General features: G+C 39.6%; 15 protein-coding genes and 1 rRNA gene. 15 read left to right on the top strand and 1 reads right to left on the bottom strand.

Annotated features, from left to right (window positions below; genetic code table 11):
- The first annotated feature begins 80 nt into the window (after positions 1-80).
- The 10 genes from rrf (at position 81) to hisC (ending at position 8,840) form a co-directional block, all read left to right on the top strand.
- Positions 81-195 (top strand): 5S ribosomal RNA (gene rrf, locus AWW72_RS06440).
- Between the two features lie 176 nt (positions 196-371).
- On the top strand, positions 372-965 hold the full coding sequence (locus AWW72_RS06445) for a type II secretion system protein GspG (RefSeq protein WP_062846784.1): 594 nt from the start codon (positions 372-374) through the stop codon (positions 963-965).
- A gap of 201 nt (positions 966-1,166) precedes the next feature.
- Positions 1,167-2,615 (top strand): RNA polymerase factor sigma-54, encoded by a 1,449-nt coding sequence (locus AWW72_RS06450; protein ID WP_062846785.1) that lies wholly within the window; start codon positions 1,167-1,169, stop codon positions 2,613-2,615.
- Positions 2,616-2,784: 169 nt separating this feature from the next.
- Positions 2,785-3,126 carry a ribosome hibernation-promoting factor, HPF/YfiA family gene (gene hpf, locus AWW72_RS06455; RefSeq protein WP_004655596.1) on the top strand — a complete coding sequence of 114 codons (342 nt, stop codon included), beginning with the start codon at positions 2,785-2,787 and terminating at the stop codon, positions 3,124-3,126.
- Between the two features lie 138 nt (positions 3,127-3,264).
- Positions 3,265-3,516 carry a BolA family iron metabolism protein IbaG gene (ibaG, locus tag AWW72_RS06460; protein ID WP_004655594.1) on the top strand — a complete coding sequence of 84 codons (252 nt, stop codon included), beginning with the start codon at positions 3,265-3,267 and terminating at the stop codon, positions 3,514-3,516.
- A gap of 6 nt (positions 3,517-3,522) precedes the next feature.
- Positions 3,523-4,782, top strand: a complete 1,260-nt coding sequence (gene murA / locus AWW72_RS06465) for a UDP-N-acetylglucosamine 1-carboxyvinyltransferase (protein WP_004774988.1) — start codon at positions 3,523-3,525, stop codon at positions 4,780-4,782.
- A complete protein-coding gene (gene hisG / locus AWW72_RS06470) occupies positions 4,779-5,468 on the top strand; it encodes an ATP phosphoribosyltransferase (protein WP_004774987.1) in 690 nt (229 codons plus the stop codon). The genes murA and hisG overlap by 4 nt, the downstream gene beginning before the upstream one ends.
- Before the next feature lie 141 nt (positions 5,469-5,609).
- Positions 5,610-6,272, top strand: coding sequence for a DUF4272 domain-containing protein (locus tag AWW72_RS06475; RefSeq protein WP_062846786.1), 663 nt, complete (start codon positions 5,610-5,612; stop codon positions 6,270-6,272).
- A gap of 130 nt (positions 6,273-6,402) precedes the next feature.
- Complete coding sequence (gene hisD, locus AWW72_RS06480) at positions 6,403-7,692, top strand: histidinol dehydrogenase (protein WP_062846787.1); 1,290 nt, start codon at positions 6,403-6,405, stop codon at positions 7,690-7,692.
- A 62-nt stretch (positions 7,693-7,754) separates the two neighbouring features.
- Positions 7,755-8,840 carry a histidinol-phosphate transaminase gene (gene hisC, locus AWW72_RS06485; protein WP_062846788.1) on the top strand — a complete coding sequence of 362 codons (1,086 nt, stop codon included), beginning with the start codon at positions 7,755-7,757 and terminating at the stop codon, positions 8,838-8,840.
- Positions 8,841-8,854: 14 nt separating this feature from the next.
- Here hisC and AWW72_RS06490 read toward each other — a convergent pair whose 3' ends face one another.
- Positions 8,855-10,201: an anthranilate synthase component I family protein gene (locus tag AWW72_RS06490; protein WP_062846789.1), complete on the bottom strand. Its 1,347-nt coding sequence runs from the start codon at positions 10,199-10,201 to the stop codon at positions 8,855-8,857.
- A gap of 525 nt (positions 10,202-10,726) precedes the next feature.
- Between AWW72_RS06490 and filA the strand changes: the two genes are divergently transcribed.
- The 5 genes from filA (at position 10,727) to filE (ending at position 16,955) form a co-directional block, all read left to right on the top strand.
- Positions 10,727-11,719 (top strand): putative pilus system protein FilA, encoded by a 993-nt coding sequence (gene filA / locus AWW72_RS06495; protein ID WP_062846790.1) that lies wholly within the window; start codon positions 10,727-10,729, stop codon positions 11,717-11,719.
- 270 nt (positions 11,720-11,989) lie between these two features.
- The gene (gene filB / locus AWW72_RS06500) at positions 11,990-12,823 is read left to right on the top strand and encodes a putative pilus system C39 family peptidase FilB (RefSeq protein WP_005256106.1); all 834 of its coding nucleotides are present in this window, start codon (positions 11,990-11,992) and stop codon (positions 12,821-12,823) included.
- Positions 12,824-12,867: 44 nt separating this feature from the next.
- A complete protein-coding gene (gene filC / locus AWW72_RS06505) occupies positions 12,868-14,010 on the top strand; it encodes a putative pilus system protein FilC (protein ID WP_062846791.1) in 1,143 nt (380 codons plus the stop codon).
- A gap of 12 nt (positions 14,011-14,022) precedes the next feature.
- Positions 14,023-15,687, top strand: a complete 1,665-nt coding sequence (gene filD / locus AWW72_RS06510) for a putative pilus system OmpP1/FadL family transporter FilD (RefSeq protein ID WP_171254687.1) — start codon at positions 14,023-14,025, stop codon at positions 15,685-15,687.
- Complete coding sequence (gene filE / locus AWW72_RS06515; RefSeq protein WP_062846793.1) at positions 15,687-16,955, top strand: putative pilus assembly protein FilE; 1,269 nt, start codon at positions 15,687-15,689, stop codon at positions 16,953-16,955. The genes filD and filE overlap by 1 nt, the downstream gene beginning before the upstream one ends.
- The last annotated feature ends 14 nt before the right edge of the window (positions 16,956-16,969 follow it).

Consider the following 16,969-nt stretch of genomic DNA (forward strand, 5'->3'; position numbering starts at 1 on the left):
AATTAACTAATCCGTTAATAACTCATTTGGAAAAAGCCTTGGCATTACATAAGACCAAAGCAAGTATCCATAAACAGTTTGCTGGCGACAATAGCAAGAGTGAACCACCTGATCCCTTCCCGAACTCAGAAGTGAAACCTCTTAGCGCTGATGGTAGTGTGGCACTTGCCATGTGAGAGTAAGTCATCGCCAGCTTTTAAATTGAAAACACCCCTAACCTGACGGTTAGGGGTGTTTTTTTGTGCGCGTTAAAAATAAGAACAAAAAACATAATGTGTTAGAAGTATTGACCTAATTGGTTAACTTTTATGAGGGGGAGGAGATTATTCTATTTATAACTAAAACATAAAGATAACTATGAGATAAATCTAATGGTTGATATTAATGTAAATGAAAAGCCAAATAAATTGGGTGTTTTCCCTTATGTAATTGCAGCAGTATCGTTTATACCTGGTATTGGTGTAATCTTTGGAATTATTGCTGTTATTTGGGGAGTACTGACTAAAAAAAGTGGTGGTAAAGTACTCGCGATTATTGGTGCTTGTGGTATTGGCCTTAGTATTGTTCTTTATGGTTCGCTCTTTTACTTTGGTTTTGTTCAGAGGGGAGGTTTATATGATGAATTGCGCGCTCAATCAAGTCAAATAGCTATGACATCGTTAGTTCAAGCAATTGAATTTTATAAAGTAGAGAATGGTCATTATCCAGATTCGCTGGAAACATTAAGTCAGTCCTTGCCAGAAAATAGTTCAGTTTTTGTGTTTGACGCTACTGATGTTTCATGGAGCAGTTCACCACGCTATTACCATTATGAGTTAAAAGATTCCTCTCATTATTATTTGCTCAGTGTGGGGCAGGATGGAGAACCTTATACAAGTGATGATATTTTACCAAACATTGAGCTAAAGCCAGATAGTAAAATTGGATTGATTTTTCATGAAAGTAGTACAGGCGCTACTTTATAGCTCTTAAATATATTATTGTTTAAAAATCGAGTGTTTTAAATATTCTGTAAGAAGAAGCAGAAAGGTCATTTTCCTCGTGATCTATATATTGACTCACTCAGTCAAAAAGAATGTAATTTTCCTTGTATGCGTAAACATTACTTTATGTTATAAATATTTTTATAGGCATGTTTTTTGCTTATCTTAATAAAAGGAAAGACTATGAAATTATCTGTTGGATTGAAAGTTGCGAACAGTTTATCGTTGACTCCTCAATTACAACAGGCCATACGTCTTTTACAACTCTCAAGTCTAGAACTCGAACAAGAAATTCAAACTCAGTTAGATAGCAATCCCTTACTTGAAAAAATTGAAGATATTAGCTCAACTGAAAGCCTTTCGAGCTTAGAAGCAAAAGAGACAGGGGACTTAACGACTGAGCTGAATGCTGATCATCTTCCCAATGATTTACCTGTAGATACTGAATGGGATGATATTTATACGCATCAATCAACTGCTTTGGCGTCACCAGAATACGAAGAAAGAGAAGACAATCGTCAAGCACAAATGAGTTTGAAGGAGCATATTTTAGATCAGGTCAATCTTTTGCATTTTTCGACTGTAGATAAGCTCATTGCTTATTGCATTGTTGATTCTCTGGATGATAAGGGATTCTTGGATGCTGAGCTGGGTGATATTGTGCTTGCAGTTACTCGATTATTAGAAGAAATGGAGAGCGAGGAAGAAGTTGAAGAAGATGAAATCATTGTTGTTTTAAAACACATTCAACGTTTAGATCCGATAGGTGTTGGCTCAAGAAACTTAGCTGAATGTTTGAAAATTCAGCTTGAAACAGTGCATGAGAAAGTTCCTTATTTGGCAGAAGCTAAGAATTTATTGAAATATTATGAGCTGCTTATTTCCAATGATTTGAACAAATTATTAAAGCAAACAGGTTTATCTAAAGAGCAATTAAAAAGTGCTGTTGATTTACTCAAGACTCTAAAACCATATCCTGGCTTAGAGTTTAACCAACAGGAATCTGAATACCAAGTCCCTGATGTAGTGGTGTCGAAGAGAGATCAACATTGGCAAGTGCAGCTGAATCCAGATATTCTACCTAAATTACGGATCAATTCATTTTACTCAGGCATGATTCGTCGTGCAGATCAAAGTGATGATAATGTTTATTTACGCAATCAAATGCTGGAAGCCAAAAACTTTATCAAGAGTATTGATGAGCGCCATAAGACTCTATTAAAAGTTGCAACCTGTATTGTTGAGCATCAACGCGCCTTTTTGGAGCAAGGTCCAGAGGCAATGAAGCCTTTAGTGCTCCGTGATGTAGCAGAAGAAGTCGAGTTGCACGAATCGACTGTCTCACGAGTAACGACCAATAAATATATGCTGACGCCACGTGGTTTGTTCGAATTGAAATATTTCTTTTCAAGTCATGTTGGAACGACGACAGGTGGTGAAGCATCATCGACTGCGATCCGCGCCATGATCAAAAAGCTGGTTTCAAATGAAAATCCACGTAAGCCTTTGTCGGATAATGTAATTGCCGAGATGTTGAAGAATGAAGGGATTGAGGTGGCTCGGCGGACTGTTGCGAAATATCGTGAATCGTTACATATTCCTTCATCTTCTGAAAGAAAAGTCTTGATCTAAATTTTAAGGTGTGACTATTCTATTGGTTCATTATTACGAAATAATGAATTTTTTTAATGATCACTAGAGGAATCGCTGAAATGATTTAATGGATATTGAACCACTGATGTGCATTAAATTTGCTTAAGCGATTTTCTTGTATCCTGAGAAAAAGGTGAGGGATAGAATTATGCAAATAACAATTCGTGGACACCATTTAACCATTACACCAGCAATTGAAGAAAATATAAAAGAAAAGTTTAGTCAAATGACCAAGCATCTAGACCAAGTGAATAGTATGCAAATCAAACTGGCTAAAGATCATCAGATTGACAAGCGTTCACACAAGGGAAGTGCAAATCATATTGCTGAAGCAATTATACGTTTGCCGGGGGTGGAACTGTTTGCGCAGGCGACAGCCGATGATATGTATACTTCGATTAGAAAATTGACCGATAAATTAAAACGTCAGCTTGCTAAACATAGAAAAATCCAGTGTTCGTATCAGCATGAACTGGCACTTTTGAGTTAATTTTTATTTTTATAAAAGAGGCTTTTTGTGGAGCCTCTTTTTTTTATTGATAAAAAAAGAAACTGCTTACTGAATTATGTGAAAAAGTTATAGTAAAATAGCTCGTTTTACACCAATGGTTGTATAAGAGGTCTTGGAATGAATAGTGAGCAGCTCACGCAAATTTTAAAAGAAGCTTTCCCTGAAGCAGAAGTAGCGGTGAGCGGACAAGCTGGCAAATTTGACCTGCGTATTGTTGATGATCAGTTTGAAGGTAAACGTACCGTTGCTCGTCAACAATCGGTTTATGCACCTCTAAATTCTTATATCGCGAGTGGTGAAGTTCACGCAGTAACAATTCGCGCAATGACAAAAGACGAATGGCGCAAAGCAAGCCTTTTCGGAGCTTAAATATTAATGGATAAGTTTTTAATTACGGGCGGTGTTAAGCTCGAGGGTGAAGTGCGCATTTCTGGTGCTAAAAATGCAGCATTGCCTTTACTTGCAGCAATGATTCTTGCTGATTCTCCGATTACATTGACCAATGTACCAAACTTAAAAGATGTAAATACATTGGTTAAGTTGATTGCTGGTCTTGGTGTGACCATGAGCTACGAAGGTGAAACCGTTTGTGCTGATGCTTCGACATTAGACAATCAGTTTGCACCTTATGAACTTGTACGTACTATGCGTGCATCTATTCTAGTGCTTGGCCCTTTATTGGCGCGTTATGGTAATGCAAAAGTATCATTACCTGGTGGTTGTGCGATTGGTTCACGTCCAGTTGATCAACACTTAAAAGCTTTAGAAGCTTTAGGTGCGCATATTGAAGTCGAAAATGGTTATGTCCATGCTTCAGTTGATGGCCGCTTAAAAGGTGGTGAAGTTGTTTTTGATATGGTCACCGTTGGTGGTACTGAAAACATCTTGATGGCTGCGGCTTTGGCTGATGGTGTGACTACGATTCGTAATGCAGCGCGTGAGCCTGAAATTACCGATCTTGCGCAAATGCTGATTAAGATGGGTGCCAAGATTGAAGGTTTGGATACTGATACGCTAGTGGTAACGGGCGTGGAAAGTTTGCATGGCTGCGAATATGCCGTTGTAGCTGACCGTATTGAAACTGGTTCATATTTAGCTGCTGCTGCCATTACAGGTGGCCGAGTTAAAACCACGCATACCGATCCTGCATTGTTAGAAGCGGTGTTGGATAAGTTTGAAGAAATGGGTGCGGAAGTTACGCGTGGTGATGACTGGATCGAACTGGATATGCAGGGCAAGCGTCCGAAAGCGGTGAGTTTCAGAACTTTACCTCATCCAGAATTTCCAACAGACATGCAGGCTCAATTGATGGCAGTGAATGCCATTGGTCGTGGTTTTGCAACGATTTCTGAAACGATTTTCGAAAACCGTTTTATGCATGTCCCAGAACTTTCACGTATGGGTGCTAATATTCAGGTTGAAGGACATGATGCGGTCGTTACAGGTGTGGAAACACTGCAAGCTGCACCTGTCATGGCGACAGATTTACGTGCTTCATTTTCACTTGTTTTAGCTGCTTTGGTTGCTGAAGGTGAAACACTGGTTGACCGTATCTATCACATTGATCGTGGCTACGAACATGTGGAAGAGAAATTGCAAAGTTTAGGTGCTCAGATTAAGCGAGTAAAAGGATGAATGACTTAAGAAACGATGATCCAAATTTTGACGTAATGGGCAATTTTGATCATGGTTTAACTTTAGCACTCAGTAAAGGCCGTATCTTAAAGGAAACATTACCCTTGCTTGAAAAGGCGGGTATTAATTTACTTGAAGATCCAGATAAATCACGCAAATTGATTTTTCCAACGACGCACAAAAAAGTCCGTATTTTGATTTTACGTGCTTCTGATGTTCCGACCTATGTTGAGAATGGTGCGGCAGACTTTGGCGTAGCGGGTAAAGACGTATTGATGGAACATGGCGCACAACATGTTTATGAGTTGCTTGACCTAAAAATTGCCAATTGTAAATTGATGACTGCTGGTAAAGTCGGTATGGAGCGTCCAAAAGGCCGTTTAAAGATCGCGACTAAATACGTCAATTTAACCCGTCAATATTATGCAAGCCTCGGTGAGCAGGTGGATGTAATTAAACTATACGGATCAATGGAACTTGCTCCTTTGGTTGGTTTAGGTGATTACATTGTCGATGTGGTTGATACAGGAAATACTTTACGTGCCAATGGCTTAGAGCCGTTAGAAGAAATCTGCAAAGTTTCTTCACGTTTAATTGTCAATAAGGCAAGTTTTAAACGTAAACAAGCGGTTTTAAATCCGATTTTGACGCAACTTGAAGAAGCGGTTAAAGCACGTCAAAACTGATCTTTGTACATTAAATTAAGAAACCGTTCTCATGAGCGGTTTTTTTACATTCTAATATTTGTGTGGAAGACATAACACCTTTGTTTCTGACCTGAGGCTATGTTAAAAAAGCTTATGGTTTGTTGAAAATGTACAGGAACAATGAAAAATCCAGAGCAGCGTAAACAAGAATCTATTCTAAAATTAAAAACCAAAGCCATACCTTATATCGACTGGTTGCCACATATTGAGTCAAGTGATGACGTGATCCAGCGCTCCGCTGAGTACATTGCCAAGCGTGCTATTGCATGTCTACTGATGATTCAGGTTGCATGTGATCTGGATCGTGATCAGTTTGATCAAGAAACGGAAGATTTTATTGTCGATCTACTCAATAAATTTGAAGTCGCTGATGAATTAACTGTTAAAGAAAAAAATATATTGAATAGAAGTGCCGCACAGCAAGATATCGTCAATATGATCTGGAAGTATGAAGCATATTGGGTATTACTGTGGGCGCTGGGCATTGTCGATGAACTGAAATATCCAGATGAAATCGCGGATTGTGATTTTGCGATTGAGGTCGTATCTCGTTGTCGCTCATTGCAGGAATTTATGCAACAGGTGAGATTAAGAGATATTGAAGAGATTCTGGATGAGGCAGATCTAATTTATCGTTATGATTGGGCATGTGTTGATGCACGCTTAAAACAGCAGAATGCACCTTCGAATTTAAATGCTTCCATAGTTTTGGAGCGTCACGGTGCTTTAAATTGGCTGATACAAGCGGAGGCGGATTGGGATAATCCTGATGTAAGTACTTAAAAAGTATAAAATTGTGAGAATTAAAAGTTTTTTCCTATAAAAGCAGCGGAAATGCTGATGTTATCTTGCCCACAAGTGTGTTGAAAAAGAGTAAACTTAGCGTTCTCTTTTTCGCCTTGTGGGTAAATTGATGCGACGTTTATCGACTCAGGATCAAAATTTTAAACAGACATTTGCTGAACTTTTAGCATTTGAAACGGTTAATGATCCTCAATTAATACAAACTGTAGATCAAATTATTGCTGATGTTCGTCAGCATGGTGATGATCATGTGCTTAAATTAACGCAACAGTTCGATCGACATCCAGCGCATCAATTCTCTGATTTAGAACTGACTCAGGCACAGCTTAAAACTGCATTTGATGGTTTAAGTGTAGAAATCCGTGAAGCATTAGAACTTGCTGCCAAACGTATTCGTTCTTTCCATCAGGCACAAAAACAGGAAGGTTGGACTTATATCGATGATCTCGGAAATACCTTGGGTCAGAAAGTTACACCACTGGATCGTGTTGGAATTTATGTACCGGGTGGATTAGCCTCTTATCCCTCATCTGTACTGATGAATGCTTTGCCGGCACATGTCGCGGGCGTCCCAGAAATTATCATGGTAGTTCCTGCGCCAAATGGTGAGTTGAATCCATTGGTGTTAGCAGCTGCCTATTTGGCAGGGGTGAGCCGTGTGTTTACCATCGGTGGTGCGCAGGCCGTTGCGGCATTAGCTTATGGAACACAAACCATTCCAGCGGTAGATAAAATTACAGGACCAGGTAATCGATTTGTCGCAGCCGCAAAACGTGCGGTCTTTGGACAAGTCGGTATTGATATGATTGCCGGGCCTTCGGAAATTTTGGTCTATGCCGAAGGTGAAAATAATGCTGAATGGTTAGCCATGGATGTGTTATCTCAAGCCGAGCATGACACCGTTGCGCAAGCTATTTTCATTACCCCAGATGAAACGCTGTTAAATGCAGTTGAAGCTGCGATTGAAAAGCATTTAAGTGCATTGCCAAAAGCAGAAATTGCCAAAACCTCGATTCAAAATCGCGGTGCGTTGGTGCTGGTAAAAGACCGTGCAGAAGCGGTTGAACTGATTAATCAGGTGGCTCCAGAGCATTTGGAATTGTGTCTTGATGATGCCGAGTTGATGAGTCAGGACATTCGTCATGCAGGGGCAATCTTTATGGGACGTTATACGCCAGAAGCCATCGGTGATTATTGCGCGGGGCCAAACCATGTCTTGCCAACATCGGGGACAGCACGTTTTTCTTCACCACTAGGTGTTTATGATTTCCAGAAGCGTTCTAGCTTGATCATGTGCTCTGAAGAGGGAGTAAAAAGCTTGGCAAAAGCAGCCGATGTTCTGGCAGTGCAAGAAAATCTTGATGCTCATGCGCGCTCAGCCCGTTATCGTTACCAATAACCGACTCAAAAATTGATAGGGGCTGGTTAGCCCCTTTTTTTAGGATACATGAGAGTAGAACAATGACGTTTACAGCAGAACAAATGCGTTTTTGGAGTCCAGAGGTTCGAGAATTAGAACCTTATGTACCAGGTGAGCAACCTAAGATTCAGAACTTACTTAAACTCAATACAAATGAAAATCCATATCCGCCATCGCCAAAAGTGGTGCAGGCTGTGCAAGCAGTTTTAACTGAACAAGCCGATGCCTTACGTCTATATCCAGATCCAGATGCAACCGCTTTAAAACAGGCAATTGCCAAGCAGCAGCAGGTTGATGTGGCTCAAGTATTTGTCGGCAATGGTTCGGATGAAGTGTTGGCACATATTTTTAAAGCTTTTTTTATCCAAAAAGAACCGATCCTCTATCCAGATATTACCTATAGTTTTTATCCTGTTTATAGCCAGTTCTTTGCGACACAAACCAAGCAAATTCCTTTGAATGAAAAATTCGAAATAGATGTATCGGATTATGAACAGGAAAATGGCGGTATTATCATCACCAATCCAAATGCACCAACCAGTATCGCGCTCGGTTTAAATGAGATTGAGCAGGTACTCAAGGCAAATCCAGATCGCGTGGTTGTGATTGATGAAGCTTATGTTGATTTTGGTGCTGAGTCCGCGGTGCAACTGGTCAATCGCTATGAGAATTTAGTCGTTTGTCAGACCACTTCGAAATCACGTTCATTGGCTGGCTTACGTGTTGGTTTTGCGATTGCGCAAGCACATTTGATTGCGGCACTTGAAGCAGTCAAAAATAGTTTTAATTCGTATCCAATCGATCGTTTTGCGATTGCAGCAGCGGTGGCTTCATTTGAAGATCAAGCTTATTTTGAAGCGCAATGTGTCAAGGTGATTGAGAGCCGAGAAAAACTGGTAACAGATCTTAGTGCTTTAGGTTTTGAGGTATTGCCATCGAAAGCCAATTTTATCTTTGCTACGCATCCTCAACACGACGCTGCTCAACTGGCTCAAAAATTACGTGAGCAGGGAGTTATTGTGCGTTATTTCAATAAACCACGCATTAATCAATTCCTGCGTATTACGATTGGTACCGATGAACAAAACCAGCGTTTAGTAGATACTCTTAAAACGCAAATTTTATAAATCAGTATTGAGATTTACTGTTCAGAAGCCTGCCATGTATTGAGCAAATCAAGCATGGCAGAAATTTTATCAAAGCATTCCTGATATTCGGCTTCCGCACCAGACGCAATTGTGATGCCGCCACCCGCCCACATCGATAATTGGTCCTGATATTTTTGAATACTACGGATTAAAATATTCCAACTGCCTGTACCATCGAAATTAAAATAGCCTAAGCTACCACAATAAGCACCACGTGGTGCACCTTCTAATTCTTCAATGATTTGCATGGCCCGAATCTTTGGTGCGCCAGTAATTGAACCACCCGGTAGGGCAGACAAGAGCATCTGCATGGGATTGATGTCTGCTTTTAAAGTCGCTGTAATCTCGCTCACCATATGATGAACCTGATTAAAGCTTTCAATTTCAAATAGTTTAGTGGTTTCAACAGAGCCTGTTTCAGCATAGACACTGAGATCATTACGTAAAAGATCTACAATCATGACATTTTCGGCTTGATCTTTTTCAGAGTGACTGAGTTTATCTTTTGATATCTGATCTTGTTGGGGATCATCAAAACGCGGCATCGTGCCTTTGATTGGACGTGTTTTAATTTTTCGATTGGTCTGAAACTCAATAAATAATTCAGGCGAACAACTTAATAGTTCAAAATCCTGTATTTTGAGATAGCCCGCATAAGGTGCATGGGTCAGTTCCCATAATGGGTTGGTGCGACTTAAAAGTGACCCTTGAGCATGTGCTGTAAATTCTTGAGTCAAATTAATTTGATAACAGTCGCCTGCTTTAATATATTCCTGTACCTGATGAAAAGCATCGAGATACTGCTGTTTTGACCAACGGGCTTGGCACTTCTCAAGTAGACAAAGTGCTGGTGGTATTTGAACAGGTTGATTGATGAGATCAGAGATCTGCTTAAAGATGAGTTCGGCCTGAAGATCATCGCTGTGAAAATACCAAGCATTATTCTCAAACTTTAAAAAAGTCGAATACTGACCTAAGAAAAAATCAGGCTGATCGCGTCCATTCACTTCAACAAATTGATTTGCACTAAAGTCATAACTGAAAAAGCCAATATAGCCACCACTAAAAGCTGCTGCATTTGATGTCTTTGGCGTAGATTTAAATGTTGAAAAAGCGGTAAGTGAACAAGCCTCTGATCTTATTTGATATTGATTAAATTGAGTTTGATGAAATTGTTTTAATTCTGATTGTTGGAAAATGAGAAACTCTTGGGGTAAAAACGCAATAACAGGGGCATGATGGTCGTATAAATAAACAAGACCCGTTAATTCATTAAGCTGGGCAAGAAGGTCAAATGCAGAAGTGAGTTGCGTGTTAAGCTTTTGCTGAAAATAAGACATAAAAACGGAAATACTTGCAGATACATTTGGAGGGAGGAATTGTACTACATTCAAAAAATCCCGACCGATATTTATGGCCCGATGAGATGAAAAATCAGCAGTTTTGGGGAAAGGGTGAGAACTGATTTTTGCTTTATTAGTCTGATTGATATTAAGATCAATTTAACGATTAAGAATGCGTTTTTGTTTACACTTGTAACAACACTATTGGGAGTGGATAAACGGGCAGTGAGTAGAAATTAATCTTTGATTATGTAGGATAAAAATTAAAAATAAATAATAATTACATGTGGTTATGAGGTAACGCTGAAAAAACGTTAATTGAGTGATTTATATGCCGTTTGTCGGGTTGTGCTCAAAAAGCAGTTAACAGGAGTTGAACATAAAATAACAAACAGGTAATTTAGTAATTGCTAAGCGAACTACTCAAGGATTGGAAGTTCTAGTTGTCATTAATAAAAAAACGACCGTGGACAGTTTAGAGTAGTGAAAGTCAAAAAATAAATGCTCTTGGGAGAGTGCTCAATGAAAATGTTTACTAAACTTGTTTTAGTTTCTTCAATGGCGATTAGCGCAAATGCAATGGCTATGCAGTCAATGGATGATGCTGCACTAAGCGCTGCAACAGGTCAAGATGGTCTTAATATCGGTATCGGTATTTCTAAAATCGAAATCGAAAAAGTTTTAATTCATGATAACGATGGTTTAGCGACAACTGCTGGTGGTACGGGTGAAGCTGGTGCGATCGTCATTAAAGGAAACGGTACTGGCGCTACAGCGACAAACGGTATTGTTATTACAGCACCAATGAATGCAGCTGGTACAGCACTAGATACTTCTCGTGCTTTAGCATCTCATAACCTTGCTGATTTAGTGATTGATACAGACAAAGGTACGGGTACAAATGGTGCATTCCTGAACGTTGCTGCGGCAGTTTCTGGTCTAGATATTTACGTGGGTGAAATTGGTGTATCTGGCTCAAATGCTGCAAGCACAACTTCAGTGCGTCGTGGTAATGATGATGCAAACTACAATGCAATTTTATCAGGCTTGACTGTCAAAACTGGTTTAACAAGTGCGAATATTCAGTTAGGTGCTGCTCCACAAGGTGCAATGATTGTATTGAATACAACGATGCAAGGTGGTTTAGAGCTTAAAGATCTTGGTATCGTAGATAGCTCAACTAAGCAAGGTACAGGTGATGGTACTACGGGTAACCGTGCTGCTGGTCAAATTTATCTTGATAGCATCAAAGTATCTGATGCATCAAATACTGACTTAACTGTAAATGCAAAAGTAAGTGTAGTGGGTAAAGAAGGTACAAATAACGGTTATTTACGTCTTATTACAGGTTCTGGTGCTTCAACCCCAGCAACTGATGTATACATCAAAGGTGTACATTTAGGTAGTAAAGATGCTAAGTCAATCGGTGATGTTGAAGTACAAGGTTTACAAACTTACTACAACGACGGTACAGCAAACGTGAAAGGTTCTATGATCACGATTTCTGGTCACTAAGTTTCCTTCAGAAAAAGCGCACAATGTGCGCTTTTTTTTATTTTTAAATATCGATAATTAAAGCAAAAAATGAGAAATGCTGTATTGATCACAATAGTTTATTAAAACTTTACTTAATTCTATTTTTCATTACATTTCGTCAAAAAAAACTAAAAAAAAGCTGTTTTTTTCTATAAAAAAAGGTATCTTCAACAGACAGGGATGTAGTGTTTTTAAACACTAAAATAAAACGAATAAGGCAAGTTGTGCCATAGTTAGAAAAAGAGACTTATGTTAGAGATCGCTTTAGGCTCAGCATTGATGTATTACTTTACAACGCAAGCCTTTGAAATTGAGAAAAAGCCAGAGGGGACTGTTCATTACACAGAAACTCTCGATTCCCGTAATCCTTCATTTACTCGTAATCATCGCGAAGCCGTGGTGATTAAGCCTGCTGTTGAAGATCAATTCAGGGGAATTGTACGTCAAGCTTACGACTATAGTTGCGGATCTGCAGCCTTAACTACGCTATTAAATGGTTATGGTGGTTTGCGCTTGACTGAACAACAGACGATGACCGGTTTGCTTCAATATGGTGAGTATCAACGTATCATCGAGCGTCGTAGTTTCTCCTTGTTAGATATGAAACGTTTCGTTTCAGCATTGGGGCTAACAAGTGGTGGTTACCGTGGCGAGTTTTCTGATCTAACTGCTTTGAAGCAACCTGCAATTGTTCCTATTACCTATGCGGGTTTTAAACATTTTGTAGTATATAAAGCATATAAAGATGGAAGAGTTTATGTCGCTGATCCAGCTTTAGGCAATATCAGTTTTGACGAGATTCGATTTAAAGAAATCTGGGATAACAATACATTATTTATTGTTGATATACCTCAACAGTACCAAAAGAATTTATTGGCACTTCAAGATTCCGATATGCGTCATGTGGAAGATGCAACTGTAAATCGATATGCGCTTGCTGACATTCAATATCCAACGCAACAGTTTGAGAAACTTGCAGACAAGGGCTCAACAATGCGCCGAGTATTGGATACGAACTCTACATCAGATACTTACAATCAACCAATTACGACGTATATGCGCTTATATTACAAGCGGAAATAGTTAATAAAAATCAGTAAAATTAATGTAATAGGATGCAAAGTAAAATGAATCATACATGGATGAAGATGACTGTGTTGGCGTTGAGTTTAGGCGCAATCACATCAACACTTTACGCAGCAGAGGAACAGCAACCTGTAGTTGAATCTACAGCACCTCAAACAGATGAAGCAACAGTTGTAAGCCCTGAGCCGACCAACCCGCCTGTGGAAGAGACGACGGCGAGCCCCGTTGCTCCAGCGGTTGAAACAAGTCAGGCTGATCAAGCGGCGAGTGCATTGCAGAAAAAAGAAACAGATGCAACTCAAGAAACCAACCTGCAAGAAGTTTTTACCTCGAATGAGCGTCAGTACTCGCTAATCAAAAAAGGTGTTTTTTCATCCTATTACGACATTGACTACACCTATTATCGTGATACTCGTGTCGATGCCTCTATGGAGGATGGAAGCTTAAATAACCTAAGATTTGAAGAAGATGCGAATCATACCTTAACCAACACATTTACAGTACAGTACGGCTTATTAGACAATCTTACGTTGTCTGCATCATTGCCTCTAGTTGCAAAAAAAGAATTATTAAAAGATAAAACTGCAGCGGGCTTGGGGGATATTAACTTTGGGGCACGTTGGGAACCATTTCCTTTAAAACAAGGGCGCTTACCTTTAGTACTATTCGGAAGTTTATCGACTAAAACAGGCGATAGCCCTTATGAAATCGGGATCGATGAACTTTCAACAGGTAAGGGATATTATTCGGCTGGTGTTGGTGCAAGTACCCGTAAGTACATTGATCCAGTTGTATTATTTAGTTCTGTATCTGTCAATTATGGCTTTAAAGAATCTGGCTTAGACCAAGCTCGAGGTCGAAGAACATTAGAGAGTTTTGATCCAGGTGTGAGTGGTGGCTTTGCTTTTGGTTTTGCCTACTCATTTAACTATGACGTGTCACTGACCATGTCGTATCAACAAAGCTTCAATACAGGCGCAAAATTCAATTTCTCAAATGGTGAGAGTTACGAATCTGGGGATCAGAGTAGTGCCATGCTGTCTTTTGCTTTAGGGGTTCGTGTTTCTCCTGAAACGATTGTGAATGGTACGGTCGGTATTGGTTTAACTGAAGATGCACCAGATGTGTCACTTGGTCTATCTTTCCCACTTGATATTATAGGTTTTGGCAAAAAAATTCGTTAAGGAGATGTAATGGTGAAACACCTTAAATTATGTCCTTTAACGATAGCCGTATTTTTTGCTGGTTTATCTACTGTTGCCAATGCACAGTTAGGACAAGACTTATCTGTAGACTTAAGATCGCTTGCTTTGGGGAATGCCGTAACAGCAGATCCGCCAGGCATTAGTGCTGTGCATTTTAACCCAGCAGCACTTGCGAAATTAGAGGGTTTACAAACTGACGTACAAGGGATTTTGGCAAATTTTGCCATTAAACGTGATTATTCGGCACCTGCTGGTTACAACGTTTTTGGTTACTCAGATGATCCATTGGTTTGTAATGATGGCCCTGAAATTGATTCTAATATCTGTACGGACTTTAAAGGTACAGTGCACGGGGATGTAGAATATGCCAGTATTTACGTTCCGATTCTCAAGAAAATTGTTGATTTGGGGCCTAATTCACCATTAGTCGCACCAACTGCTGGTATTTCATATAAGCCACCTGGTTCAAAAGTAACTTATGCAACTGCGGTTTATGCACCTTTAGTGGCTGGTTTTGGTGCAGAAGATGGCAACCCGAGTAACTATATGGGGCAACAGGTTGCCTTAGAGCGTATTACTTATTTATCGCCGTCTTTTGGTTATCAGGTGAATGATCATTTATCACTCGGCGCTTCATTCGGAATGTCCTATCAGGCAATTGCCCTGAAAACTGATTTACGTTTCCCGAATGAAATGATCGGTGTATTACGTATGGTCGATGAGGTCGTTTGTCGGCCATTTAAAGACAACGGAGATATCATTACCGATTTATTGTTATTCGGTATTTGTAATGCTAAAGAAGGAATGAACCCGTTTAATAAAATGGGTGCCATGGATGTTTCTTTGGAGCAATCCTTAAGTCCAAGCTATAACTTGGGCCTACTTTGGGAGCCAACTGATGACTTTAGCTTTGGTATGGTGTATCAAAGTGAAGCCAAAATGCGCTTAAAAGGTAAATATTTAATTGATAATGCAGTAGCGCCACAACAGTTAGTTGCTGGATTAAACTCTTCTGCAACAGGACAAATTCTTGCGGCGATTCTGGGCTTACCTGGTTATGTTCCAGATGTGGAATCAGGTCTGGTTGCGATGGATTTCAAATATCCTCAGCACTTTAAAGCTGGGATTAAATATAAAATATTCCCAGACTTGCAAATGAATTTTGACGTAGGCTGGACCGACTTCTCGGCTTGGGACAAATTTAGATTTGAGTTTGACCGACAAATTTCATTACTTAAAGTTGCCAAACTACTTTCCAACGATGTGACAGACCGTTCCTTAGCTTTACCATTACGCTTCCAGTCTTCTTGGCGTTGGGGCATAGGTTTTGAATATTCTGCGACAGATCGTTTGAAATTACGGATGGGATATGAACCTCGTACAAGTTCTATTCCAGATGACAAACGAAATACCATGGTACCGATTAACAATGCACAACTATTTGGTCTAGGTATTGGTTATCGTTTTGATCAGGATACAGATCTCGATTTGTCCTTAGGTTTCTTGCGTAGCCGTGATGATATTCCAGCTAACACCAGTAGTTTATCGAATCAGACTGGGGTGGGTAATATCTTATTAAACCCTTATGCAGGCCTAAATGTAAAAACAAATACCAAAGTCACCTTACTTGGCATTAACTACAGAACAAAATGGTAATGTATAAAATGATTAAACAGCCTCTGCTCGTGACCTTGTTCGTTGCTTTGTCAAGCGGGGGAGCTGTGTATGCAGAAGAGGGTTTCTATACAATCATTGGCCCAGATGGTCGGCCAATGATTATTCCTCAGAAAAAGCAATCTCAACCTGTAAAAACGATACCAGTTCAGCAAAAGCAAGAAAAGGTCACACAGGTTGAGAAAGTAGAACCTGTTGTGGTGGAGAAAAAGCAGCCAGATAAAAAAGAGGTTGCTTCTTCAAAGCCAGCTGCTGCAATGGCAGTGCCTAAAGAATCTTCAATACAAAAACAAACTACCGATGGAAGAGCTTCCCATCCTCCTGTCATCGTACCTGCATCATCTAAGCAAGTGAAAAAAATAGTTGAGGTTAAAAAAGAGCAACCACAGCCACCTGTGGCAGAAACAGCACTACCAACAGTGACGTCATCACAAAAATCTCACCCCGTTCATATTGAGCCTACTATTTCGGCTAAACCATCTTTAACATCAGAAAGGCCGAATAAGAAAGAAGTCGTGGTACCAAGGCAACAATCTAGTGATGCTGTGAATGTTGAGAACTCTACATCAGCACCGCTTTCTAAAATTGATGGCGTAGAATATGTAAATAATGAATATCTAGAAGACCAAGAGTTTAATCTCGATGGCAAAAAACGTTTTTATACAATGCCTGATGGAACTGGGCGTATGGAAACAATTGAGCGTAAAAAAGGTGTAAACCAGTCGATGCTCAATAGATTGTTGAATCGAAATCCTAAACCTGAAGAACCGATCGTTTTATCGAGTACTTATATACGTTTATCTGCTGAAGACTTGGCGGCAACTTTTGAAAATGATCGTTGTTTCTTAAAGGATTATAAGAAATCAATTAAGACTTTAACGCCTAAAAAAGAAGTTGGTGTCTGGCCGAGAAAGCCCTTAAAAGAAAAGTTTGAATACGAAGTAGTCAAGTTAGATCATTCCGTAGAATATATGCAAATTGCTTCTTACGCCTCAAGTAATGAAAAGCCTGTTTATTATTGGCCGTTGGTCGTCTTCTTAGATGAAAAAGGCTGTGCACAGGAGGCCGTAAGTGGTTTTAAAAATAACTCGCTGAACACAACATTGCTGCAACATTCAGCGATTCAAGGTGTGATAAAAATTCCACCAAAAGCTGAATATATGATGATGACGCCACTCGCTTCTGCAATTGATGTACCTGAAAGCGAATTATCAAATCAAGGCCAGATAAGGATCTCTGCTTTAAAGTAAGCATTAACAGGATT

It is taken from the genome of Acinetobacter sp. NRRL B-65365, assembly GCF_001605865.1.
In the GTDB taxonomy this organism is placed as follows: domain Bacteria; phylum Pseudomonadota; class Gammaproteobacteria; order Pseudomonadales; family Moraxellaceae; genus Acinetobacter; species Acinetobacter vivianii.

Excerpts from the sequence above, each read along its gene's own strand:
- AWW72_RS06445 (WP_062846784.1), top strand. The coding sequence starts at position 372 with ATGGTTGATATTAATGTAAATGAAAAGCCAAATAAATTGGGTGTTTTC.
- AWW72_RS06475 (WP_062846786.1), top strand. The coding sequence starts at position 5,610 with ATGAAAAATCCAGAGCAGCGTAAACAAGAATCTATTCTAAAATTAAAA.
- filA (WP_062846790.1), top strand. The coding sequence starts at position 10,727 with ATGAAAATGTTTACTAAACTTGTTTTAGTTTCTTCAATGGCGATTAGC.
- hisD (WP_062846787.1), top strand. The coding sequence starts at position 6,403 with ATGCGACGTTTATCGACTCAGGATCAAAATTTTAAACAGACATTTGCT.
- AWW72_RS06450 (WP_062846785.1), top strand. The coding sequence starts at position 1,167 with ATGAAATTATCTGTTGGATTGAAAGTTGCGAACAGTTTATCGTTGACT.
- murA (WP_004774988.1), top strand. The coding sequence starts at position 3,523 with ATGGATAAGTTTTTAATTACGGGCGGTGTTAAGCTCGAGGGTGAAGTG.
- hpf (WP_004655596.1), top strand. The coding sequence starts at position 2,785 with ATGCAAATAACAATTCGTGGACACCATTTAACCATTACACCAGCAATT.
- filE (WP_062846793.1), top strand. The coding sequence starts at position 15,687 with ATGTATAAAATGATTAAACAGCCTCTGCTCGTGACCTTGTTCGTTGCT.
- filB (WP_005256106.1), top strand. The coding sequence starts at position 11,990 with ATGTTAGAGATCGCTTTAGGCTCAGCATTGATGTATTACTTTACAACG.
- ibaG (WP_004655594.1), top strand. The coding sequence starts at position 3,265 with ATGAATAGTGAGCAGCTCACGCAAATTTTAAAAGAAGCTTTCCCTGAA.
- AWW72_RS06490 (WP_062846789.1), bottom strand. The coding sequence starts at position 10,201 with ATGTCTTATTTTCAGCAAAAGCTTAACACGCAACTCACTTCTGCATTT.
- hisC (WP_062846788.1), top strand. The coding sequence starts at position 7,755 with ATGACGTTTACAGCAGAACAAATGCGTTTTTGGAGTCCAGAGGTTCGA.
- filC (WP_062846791.1), top strand. The coding sequence starts at position 12,868 with ATGAATCATACATGGATGAAGATGACTGTGTTGGCGTTGAGTTTAGGC.
- hisG (WP_004774987.1), top strand. The coding sequence starts at position 4,779 with ATGAATGACTTAAGAAACGATGATCCAAATTTTGACGTAATGGGCAAT.